The organism is Phenylobacterium sp., from assembly GCF_020253645.1.
Taxonomy (GTDB): Bacteria; Pseudomonadota; Alphaproteobacteria; order Caulobacterales; family Caulobacteraceae; genus Phenylobacterium.
Genome location: NZ_JADCBG010000049.1, coordinates 1 through 9,605, shown reverse-complemented (window position 1 = coordinate 9,605; position 9,605 = coordinate 1). Strand labels below are relative to the sequence as shown.

At 67.0% G+C, this 9,605-nt stretch carries 7 protein-coding genes; 2 read left to right on the top strand and 5 right to left on the bottom strand.

The features are described 5' to 3' along the window. The 5 genes from INE98_RS03825 to INE98_RS03805 form a co-directional block, all read right to left on the bottom strand. On the bottom strand, window positions 1-1,042 hold a 1,042-nt coding region (locus INE98_RS03825; protein WP_293536712.1), incomplete at its 3' end, for a M48 family metalloprotease. Between the two features lie 22 nt (window positions 1,043-1,064). Beyond that, on the bottom strand, window positions 1,065-3,749 hold the full coding sequence (gene ppdK / locus INE98_RS03820; protein WP_293536710.1) for a pyruvate, phosphate dikinase: 2,685 nt from the start codon (window positions 3,747-3,749) through the stop codon (window positions 1,065-1,067). 11 nt (window positions 3,750-3,760) lie between these two features. After that, window positions 3,761-6,037 carry a glycine--tRNA ligase subunit beta gene (gene glyS / locus INE98_RS03815; protein WP_293536708.1) on the bottom strand — a complete coding sequence of 759 codons (2,277 nt, stop codon included), beginning with the start codon at window positions 6,035-6,037 and terminating at the stop codon, window positions 3,761-3,763. 2 nt (window positions 6,038-6,039) lie between these two features. Next, window positions 6,040-6,957, bottom strand: a complete 918-nt coding sequence (locus INE98_RS03810; protein ID WP_293536707.1) for a glycine--tRNA ligase subunit alpha — start codon at window positions 6,955-6,957, stop codon at window positions 6,040-6,042. Window positions 6,958-7,050: 93 nt separating this feature from the next. Further along, window positions 7,051-7,593 (bottom strand): fasciclin domain-containing protein, encoded by a 543-nt coding sequence (locus INE98_RS03805; RefSeq protein ID WP_293536706.1) that lies wholly within the window; start codon window positions 7,591-7,593, stop codon window positions 7,051-7,053. 348 nt (window positions 7,594-7,941) lie between these two features. Between INE98_RS03805 and INE98_RS03800 the strand changes: the two genes are divergently transcribed. Both INE98_RS03800 and INE98_RS03795 read left to right on the top strand, forming a co-directional pair. After that, window positions 7,942-8,280, top strand: a complete 339-nt coding sequence (locus tag INE98_RS03800; RefSeq protein ID WP_293536705.1) for a P-II family nitrogen regulator — start codon at window positions 7,942-7,944, stop codon at window positions 8,278-8,280. Between the two features lie 28 nt (window positions 8,281-8,308). Beyond that, window positions 8,309-9,605 (top strand): ammonium transporter (locus tag INE98_RS03795; protein WP_293536714.1); only part of this gene is annotated, 1,297 nt, incomplete at its 3' end.

Here is a 9,605-nt window from a genome sequence, read left to right as displayed (position 1 = left end):
GCGCCAGCCCGTCGGGCTCCTCCGCCTGTTCAAGGGAAAAACGATCCGCGTCGGTTTCCGCCCACCGCGTGAAGCTGGCGGAAAGCGGGTTGGCGAAGAGACCCAAGATGATGAGCAGGACCCCGATCACGGGGTATCCGGCTGGATCAGCCAGCCCCCGGACGTCGCGGGCGCCCAGGAGGTGCGCTGCGAGCGGGAAGAGACGGTCAACGAGGAAGAGTCCCAGGAAAGCCAGTGCGGAAAGGAAGAACCAGTTCTGCCAGACATGGCGAAGGACATAGTGTCCGATCTCATGGGCAACGACGGCGCGCACCTCGGCGACATCGGCGTCCTTCTTGAACATCACGTCGCTCATGGCGATGCGCGCACTGCCCATCAGGCCCGAAACATTGGCTGTATAGCGATTGGACTGTCGGGAGCCGTCATAGATGAAGATCCGGTCAGCGGGCACGCCGTTTGCCTTGGCCAGCGCCACCACAGCGTCACGCACCGGGCCGGGGGGGGCGGGCTCATAGCGATTGAAGAGCGGATCGATCGCCACCGGCGCCGCCACCATCCCGACCAGGAGGAACAGGCTGACCAGTCCTCCCGACCACGCCCACCAGACCCTCGGGGCTCTCCGGATCAGGGCGTAGACGCCAGTCCCCAGGACGACCGCCCCAACGACACCAATCGCCGACATGAGCAGGGTCTCGCTCAGCCACCCGGAAAGGGGCTGGTCGGTCAGGCCGTAAGCTCTCTCGCGAGCCCAGTCGGACCAGACGGACCAGGGCAGGTTGAGGACGGTCTCAAGGCTGAAGGCCGCAGCCAGGACCACGAGGGTGATGAATCCAGGCCCTGCGCCGTGGGTTGCGAGCCTGTCGCGCAGCCGCACCAGAAGGCCGGAGCGCAGGATCAGCCACAAAACCGCGACCCCGATGAGAGCCGTCCAGAGGATCAGCCAGTGTCCGCCCTGGGTGTAGGCCTGAGCCCGCGCGTGCGACTCTGCAGGGACGGTGGCAAGATAGGCCGCGGTCGCTGCCGCTGGATCAAATGTCGTCAATGGTCGCTTCCCGATCCGCTTCCTAACGGTCCTTCTCGCGCTCGCCCAAGGCCGCCTGCGCCGCCGCGAGGCGGGCGATAGGCGTGCGGAAGGGCGAGCAGCTCACATAATCCAGCCCGATCGCCTCGCAGAACTGGATCGAGGCTGGATCACCCCCGTGCTCGCCGCAAATGCCCAGCTTGACCCCGGGCCGGGCGGCCCGGCCGCGATCGGCGGCGATGCGGATGAGATCACCGACGCCTTCCTGGTCCAGGCTCACGAAGGGATCCTTCTCGAAGATGCCTTTTTCCAGGTAGGCGGTCAGGAACCGGCCGGAGTCGTCCCGGCTGATCCCGAACGTCGTCTGGGTCAGGTCATTTGTGCCGAAGGAAAAGAACTCGGCAGACTCGGCGAGATCTGCGGCGCGTAGCGCTGCGCGGGGAAGCTCGATCATGGTTCCGACCTGGTACTCCAGGCTCAGCGACCGCTCCGAAAGCACCGCCCTGGCCACCCGGTCGGTAAGGTTGCGCAGGAAGCGCATTTCCTCGCGCTTGGCCACGAGGGGGTGCATGATTTCGAGGATGGGGGCCGAGCGGCCGGCTCCCGCGATCTCGCAGGCGGCCTCAAAGATGGCCCGGACCTGCATCTCGTAGATCTCGGGATACGAGATCCCCAACCGGCAGCCCCGATGCCCAAGCATGGGATTGGTCTCATGCAGCTCCCGGACCCGCCGCCAGAGCTTGTCGGCGTCCAGGCCCCCGGCTTCAGCGACCTCGCGGACGTCCTCCTCCGACTGGGGAAGGAACTCGTGCAAGGGCGGATCCAGCAGCCGGATCGTCACCGGCAGGCCCTCCATGATGGTGAAAAGCTCGACGAAATCCGCCCTCTGCATGGGCAGGATCTTCGCAAGCGCCGCCCGGCGACCGACCTCGTCATCGGCCAGGATCATCTCCCGGACGGCCTGGATCCGCTGATCGTCAAAGAACATGTGCTCGGTACGGCAAAGGCCGATTCCCTCGGCGCCGAATTGCCTGGCGGTGCGCGCGTCCAGCGGAGTCTCGGCATTGGCCCGGACGCGGAGCCGGCGGAAGCTGTCCGCCCACCCCATCAGGGTGGCGAAGTCGCCCGTCAATTCGGGCTCGATCATCTGCACTGCGCCCGCCAGAACATCGCCCCGGCTGCCGTCAACGGTCACGACATCACCCGCCCGGATGGTCCGCCCCCGGGCCTGGAACACGCCGGCCTTCTCATCGATACGGATGTCTCCCGCTCCGGAAACGCAAGGGCGTCCCATGCCGCGGGCGACTACGGCGGCATGGCTCGTCATCCCGCCCCTCGCCGTCACGATTCCCCGGGCGGCGTGCATGCCGTGGATGTCCTCGGGGCTGGTTTCCTCGCGGACCAGGATCACCGCCTCTCCCGCTCCTCCGCGGCGCTGGGCCTCGTCGGCGTCGAACACCACCACGCCTGTCGCAGCGCCCGGAGAGGCCGGTAGGCCGGTGGCCACCACATCCCTCGGACTATCGGGATCAATGGTCGGGTGAAGAAGCTGGTCCAGGCTGGCGGGATCGACGCGCATGACCGCCTCCTGCCGGCTGATCAGCCCCTCTGCGGCCATGTCCACCGCCATCTTGAGGGCCGCCTTGGCGGTGCGCTTCCCGTTACGGGTCTGCAGCATGTAGAGGCGGCCCTGCTCGACGGTGAACTCCACGTCCTGCATGTCGCGATAGTGCCGCTCGAGCCGCTCCACCACATCGCGGAACTGGGCGAAAACCTCAGGGAGGGCCTCCTCCATGGAGGGGGTGCGATCCCCCATCTCCTCCCGCGCGGCCCGGGTCAGGGCCTGGGGGGTCCGGATCCCGGCCACCACGTCCTCGCCCTGGGCGTTGATCAGGAACTCGCCATAAAGCCTGTTCTCGCCGGTGGAGGGATTACGGGTGAAGGCCACCCCCGTCGCCGAGGAGTCACCCATGTTGCCGAAGACCATCGCCTGGATGTTGACTGCAGTGCCCCAGCTCTCGGGGATGTCATGCATGCGGCGATAGAACTTGGCGCGTTCGTTCATCCAGCTGGCGAAGACCGCGCCGATGGCGCCCCAGAGCTGGGCCTTGGGATCCTGGGGAAAGGGCTCGCCAAGCTCCTCCTCGACGGCGGCCTTGTAGTCGGCCACCACCCTCTCCCAGTCCTCCGCTGCGAGCGCGGTGTCGATCGTGACCTCGAGCCGGTCCTTGTGGTTGTCCAGGATTTCCTCGAACAGATGGTGATCCAGGCCAAGGACCACGTTGGAGTACATCTGGATGAAGCGCCGGTAGGAATCGAGGGCGAAACGGCGGTTTCCTGCGAGCTTCGCCAGCCCCTCCGTGGTGGCGTCGTTCAGACCGAGATTGAGGACCGTATCCATCATGCCGGGCATGGAGGCCCGTCCACCCGACCGGACAGAGACCAGGAGAGGCGCCGAGGGGTCTCCGAAGCGCTTCCCCGTCAGCAACTCCACCCTTTCGAGGGCCGCCTCCACCTGGGTCTGGAGGGTCTCCGGATAGGCCCTGTCATGGCCATAGAAGTGGTTGCAGGCCTCGGTCGTGATGGTGAAGCCTGGGGGTACAGGCAGTCCGAGAGCCGACATCTCCGCCAGGTTGGCGCCCTCGCCACCGAGGAGATTGCGCATGGATGCATCTCCCTCAGCGGTTCCGCCTCCGAAGGCGTAGACCCAACGCGTCTCATCGGACATAGCCGCCTCCCCTAACCAATGACCTGACCGAAGTCAGCGACCTCGGACATGGCGGCGCGGACCTGGGCGAGGAGTTTCAGGCGATTCTCCCGGGCCTTCAGGTCTTCTGCATTCACGAGCACCTTGTCGAAGAAGGCGTCGACCGGACCGCGCAGGTCGGCCAGGGCGCTCATGGCCCCGGCGAAGTCCTCGGATCCGGAAAGCCCTGCGACCCTCGGCGTCGTTTCCGCGACGGCGGCCACAAGGGCGATCTCTTCTTCAGGGGCGCCTTCGAGCCGGACGGCCGGACCCTCGGGAAGCGCGGACTTCTTCTCCTCCGCCCGAAGAATGTTGGTCGCGCGCCGATAGCCAGCCAGAAGGTTGGCGCCGTCAGGGGTCTCCAGAAAGTGGCTGAGGGCCTCAATCCGGGCGTTGATCCGGACCAGGTCGTCGTCTCCCAGGGCGAAGACGGCGTCCACGAGGTCGTGCCGCCGGCCCTGCTCGCGGAGCAAGACCTTCAGCCGTTCGCCCAGGAAGCCAAGGACCTCCTCGGCCACCTCGGGATAGGGTCGGAACCGATAAAGGATTTCGCCCTCCGGCGGTTCGCCGCCGGCTGCGCCCCGGTCGAAACGGATATCGAAGTCCGCGTCGATCGCAACGACCATGGGCTCAGCTTCAAGGAGGGCGGACTCGAACTCCTCGACATAGGTCTGAAAGACCTCCGAAAGCTGCCTCGGCTTGGGTCCCAGATAGCCGGTGGTTCGTCGGCTGGAAGCGTAGAGCGCCCTTCCCGGATCCACAAAACAGCGAAGCGAGCGGTACCAGTCGGCCACGAGCTCACGGACCGGGGCGCGGACCTCGGAGGTCAGGAGAATCCGGATCACACCCAGTGCGGCGCGCCGCAAAGCATAGGGATCGCGCGAGCCCGTCGGTTTCTCGTTGATCGCGAAGAAGGCCGTCAGCGTATCCAGCTTCTCGGCAAGGGCGACGGCCATGGTCACGGGGCGGTCCGGGACCTCGTCCGACGGGCCAACGGGGCGGTAGTGGTCGCGGATCGCCTCGGCGGTGACCGGAGTCAGCCTCTCTTCCAGGGCGTAATAGCCGCCCATCAGCCCCTGCAGCTCGGGGAACTCTCCCACCATCCCGGTCGTCAGGTCCGCCTTGCAGAGCCGCGCCGCAAGAGCCGCCTTGGCGGTGTCGGCGCCCACCCGGGGCGCGAGGGCGGCGGCGAGGTGCTCCAGCCGCTCGACCCGCTCAGCAAGGGTGCCGAGGCGGGCGTGGAAGGTGACCGACTTCAGCTTCTCAAGGCGCGCCTCGAGAGAGACCTTGCGGTCCTCGTCCCAAAAGAAGCGGGCGTCCGAGAGGCGTGCCGAAAGGACCTTGGCGTTGCCCGCTGCAATCGCCGCTCCGCCGTCGGGCGCGGCGATGTTGGAGACGGTGATGAAATGCGGCGCCAGCCGGCCCGTCGCCGGGTCGCGGATGGCGAAATACTTCTGGTGATTGCGCATGGAGGTGCGGATGACCTCCGGCGGCAGGGACAGGAAATCCGGGTCCATGTCGCCGAGGACGGGGACAGGCCACTCCACAAGACCGGCGACCTCGTCCAGCAGGCCGGCGTCCTCGACCAGCTCGAGACCGCGGTCTGCACACAGTCGGCGGGATTCGGCCAGGATCCGCAGCTTCCGTTCCTCGGGGTCCAGGACCACAAAACGCTTCTCGAGCCCTGAGCGATAACCGGCGAAGGAGCGGACCCTGAACGGCCGCGCGGACGCCATGAAGCGGTGGCCGAGCGTGAAGTCGACGGCGGGAACCCCGTCGACATCGAACGAGACAAGGGCGCCCTCGAAGAGGCAGAGAATGTGCTTGAGCGGGCGGACCCAACGGAGTGTCCCTATTCCCCACGTCATGGACTTGGGCCAGGGGAAGCTGCGGACCACCTCGGGAACGATGGCGGAGAGGACCTCGGTGGTCGGTCGTCCGGCGACGCTGAGCTCGGCGAACCAGACGCCATCCCTCTCGACCAGCTGTTCCCGTTTGAGACCTGTGGAGCGAAGAAAGCCCTCGAGCGCCGCCTCAGGTGCGGACGTGCGCGGACCCTTGCGCTCTTCCCGCCGGTCAGGCTGGGCGGTCGGGATCCCCTCGGCGACGAGGGTCAGCCGGCGCGGACCGGCAAAGGCGCGCATCGACTTCGGCTCAAGACCACAAGCCGCCAGACGCTCCCTGACCATGCGGTCCAGGTCACGGGCCGCCTGCGCCTGCATGCGCGCGGGGATTTCCTCGGAGAAGAGCTCGAGCAGCAGCTGCGGCATCGTCAGGCCTCCCCGGCCGGGCCATTGCCGCCCTCATTGGCCACCCAGGCCTCGGCGCACATCTTGGTCAGGTCACGGATGCGACCGATGTAGCTCTGGCGTTCAGCGACGGCGATGGCGCCGCGGGCGTCCATCAGATTGAAGAGGTGGCTGGCCTTCAGCACATGGTCGTAGGCGGGCAGCACAGTGACCTGGCCCTGGGGGCCTCGCCCCTGCAGGAGCCGAGGGACCTGAATCTCCATATCCTCGAACTGCCGCTTCAGCGTGGCCACGTCATAGAGGTGGAAGTTGGCCTCGGACTGTTGACGCTCGTTCTCCAGGAAGACATCGCCATAGGTCATGGGCAGGGGCCCGTCGGGGTCGTTGAAAGCCAGCTGGTCGAACCGGTCGACGCCCTGCAGGTACATGGCCAGCCGCTCGAGGCCGTAGGTGAGCTCCCCGGCCACCGGGAAGACATCAAGGCCGCCGACCTGCTGGAAGTAAGTGTACTGGGTCACCTCCATCCCATCGCACCAGACCTCCCAGCCCAGGCCCCAGGCGCCAACCGTCGGATTCTCCCAATCGTCCTCCACGAAGCGGATGTCATGCAGCCGGGTGTCGAGGCCGATGGCGTCGAGACTGCCAAGGTAGAGTTCCTGCAGATTGTCGGGATTGGGCTTCAGGATGACCTGATACTGGTAGTAGTGCTGGAGGCGGTTCGGGTTCTCGCCATACCGGCCATCGCCGGGTCGACGTGAAGGCTGGACGTAGGCGGCCCTCCAGGGGCGGGGTCCGAGCGCCCGCAGGACCGTGGCGGGATGCAGCGTGCCCGCCCCGACCTCAACGTCATGCGGCTGGAGGACGACGCAACCCTGACGGCTCCAGTACTCGTGGAGAGTGAGGATCAGGGCCTGAAAAGACAGTGGTTTTTCAGCAGGCATCGGCGTGGCTTCGCAGGCGCAAAAAGGGAGGCGGACCATAGGGCCCGCCGCCTCGCGCTTCAAGCGCGCCGGAAGGTCGGTGACGGCGAGCCGTCAGGACGCCGGCGGCCGGATCACCGCTCCAAGGACATGGACCACGCCGTTTGCGGCCATCACATCCGCCTGAACCACGGGAGCCCCGCCCACGGTGGGGGCGGCGTCGCCGTTGAGTTCGATGGTCTCGCCGCCCATGCTCGGGGCGCTGGTGACGGCGCCCTTGAAGGTTTCAAAGGGGACGCGGGCGTTGATCAGATGGCGAAGAACCACCTTCTGGAGCTCGGCCCGGTTGGCCTGGGCGAGAAGCCGATCCATTTCGCCCGCAGGAAGAGCGGCGAAGGCGGCGTCTGCAGGCGCAAGAACCGTGATGTCGGGCCGCGCCTTCACGAAGGCGGTCAGGCCCACGAGGTCCGCCGCCCGCAGGAAGGTGGTGAACTGGCCGGAGGCTCTTAGGGTCTCAATGACATCGCCGGCTGGGGCGACCGGCGCCGACAGCAGAGCTGGAGCGGCTGACGGCGCCGCAGGCGCGGCCGGGACCTGTGCGGAGGCGGCGCCTCCGGAGAGGAGCAGAACTGCGAAGACGGGGAGGAATTTTGACATGACGACCCTGAAGACCTGCAAAGACGAAGCCCGGGCTGGCGGGCAACCCGAATTAGTCCGGCGCAAGGGGAAATGGCTACTGCCTGTCCGCCGGAAGACCCAGTGATCACGCTGTCGTGATCATCCTTCGCCCCAGCAGGCGCGCGGTCCTCCCCGCGCGCCCTTTGGCGCCTCTGTTCGAACCAGACCGGAAATCCAGGCGCCCAATTTTTGATCTATGCCAGTGCGTCGCCTGTTTTTTTGGCGCCTCGGACTCCCTTCGATAGCCAGCGTCCGTAGCCTGATTGGTGGACTGGGTGGCCATTGGGCCGGGGACTGGTCCGAAAGGTCTTCAGCGGGAGCGACGGGATGAAACTGATCATGGCGATCGTCAAACCCTTCAAGCTGGACGAGGTGCGCGAAGCGCTCGTTTCGTCCGGGGTCGAGGGGCTCACGATCACGGAAGTCAAGGGTTACGGGCGTCAGAAGGGGCAGACCGAGATCTATCGGGGCGCCGAGTATCAGGTGAACTTCATCCCCAAGGTGAAGCTCGAAGCAGTGGTCGATGACTCTGCTGCGGCGGGGGTGGTGGAGACCATCAAGACCGCCGCCTCAACCGGAAAGATCGGCGACGGGAAGATCTTCGTCCTCGATGTGGCCGACGCGGTGCGGATTCGCACCGGCGAAACGGGCGCCTCGGCGCTCTGACCCCTCCAGGAAGGAACGAGAAATGAACATGTTCAAATCAAGGGGTCTGGCCGGGCTGTTGCTCGCCGCGACCCTGGCGGGGGCGCCGCTGGCGGCCCCGGCCATGGCTCAGGAGGCTGCGCCGGTCGCTGCGGCCGAAGCGACGTCCGCCGCGCCCGCCGAGGCGGTGGCGGTCCCGGCCGAAGCGGCCGCGCCTGCGGCTCCCGCCGAGGCGGCCCCCGCCGCCGAAGCGCCGGCGCCGGTCCCGGACAAGGGCGATACGACCTGGATGCTGGTCTCCACCGTCCTCGTCCTGCTGATGATCCTGCCGGGCCTCGCCCTGTTCTATGGCGGTCTGGTGCGTCAGAAGAACATGCTGTCCATGCTGATGCAGGTCGGCGTCGTGACGGTCATCGGCATGATGGCCTGGCTGTTCTGGGGCTATAGCCTCGCCTTCACCGACGGCGGCGCCCTCGACAAGTTCGTCGGCGGCGGTGACAGGCTGTTCCTGAATGGCGTCACCCCCGCCAGCACGGTCGCGACCTTCTCGACCGGCGTGGTGATCCCCGAGCTGGCATTCATCGCCTTCCAGATGACCTTCGCCTGCATCACCGCCGCCCTTGTGCTGGGCGGCGTCGCAGAGCGGATGAAGTTCGCAGCCGTGGTGGTGTTCGCCATCCTGTGGCCCCTTCTCTCCTATTACCCGATCGCGCACATGGTCTGGTGGTGGGCGGGTCCCGATGCAGTGGCGGCGGCTCCGACGGATCCGATCCAGTCCGGCCTCCTCTGGGGCTTCGGGGCTCTGGACTTCGCAGGCGGCACCGTGGTGCACATCAACGCCGGCATCGCGGCCCTGGTCGGCGCCCTGATCCTCGGCCCCCGCAAGGGCTTCGGGTCCGAGCCGATGCCGCCGCACTCCCTGACCCTCACCATGACGGGCGCTGGCCTGCTGTGGGTCGGCTGGTTCGGCTTCAACGCCGGCTCCAACCTTGAGGCCAACGGCTACGCCGCCCTGGCGATGGTCAACACCCTGGTCGCCACCGCCGCGGCGGGCTTCTCGTGGGTCGTCACGGAGTGGGTGACCCGCAAGCGCGCCAGCGCCCTGGGCCTGGCTTCAGGTCTGGTGGCCGGTCTGGTCGCCATCACCCCGGCGGCTGGCTTCGCCGGTCCGGTGGGCGCGGTGGTCCTCGGCCTCGTGGTGTCGCCGATCTGCGTGATCTTCTGCTCGAAGATCAAGAACGCGCTGAAGGACGACGACAGCCTGGACGCCTTCGGCATCCACGCCATCGGCGGCATCGTCGGCGCCATCGCCACCGGCCTCCTGGTCAATCCGGCCTGGGGTGGCG

Bases quoted from the DNA above. Each gene is read 5' to 3' on its own strand.
- ppdK (WP_293536710.1), bottom strand. From the start codon at position 3,749: ATGTCCGATGAGACGCGTTGGGTCTACGCCTTCGGAGGCGGAACCGCT.
- glyS (WP_293536708.1), bottom strand. From the start codon at position 6,037: ATGCCGCAGCTGCTGCTCGAGCTCTTCTCCGAGGAAATCCCCGCGCGC.
- INE98_RS03810 (WP_293536707.1), bottom strand. From the start codon at position 6,957: ATGCCTGCTGAAAAACCACTGTCTTTTCAGGCCCTGATCCTCACTCTC.
- INE98_RS03805 (WP_293536706.1), bottom strand. From the start codon at position 7,593: ATGTCAAAATTCCTCCCCGTCTTCGCAGTTCTGCTCCTCTCCGGAGGC.
- INE98_RS03800 (WP_293536705.1), top strand. From the start codon at position 7,942: ATGAAACTGATCATGGCGATCGTCAAACCCTTCAAGCTGGACGAGGTG.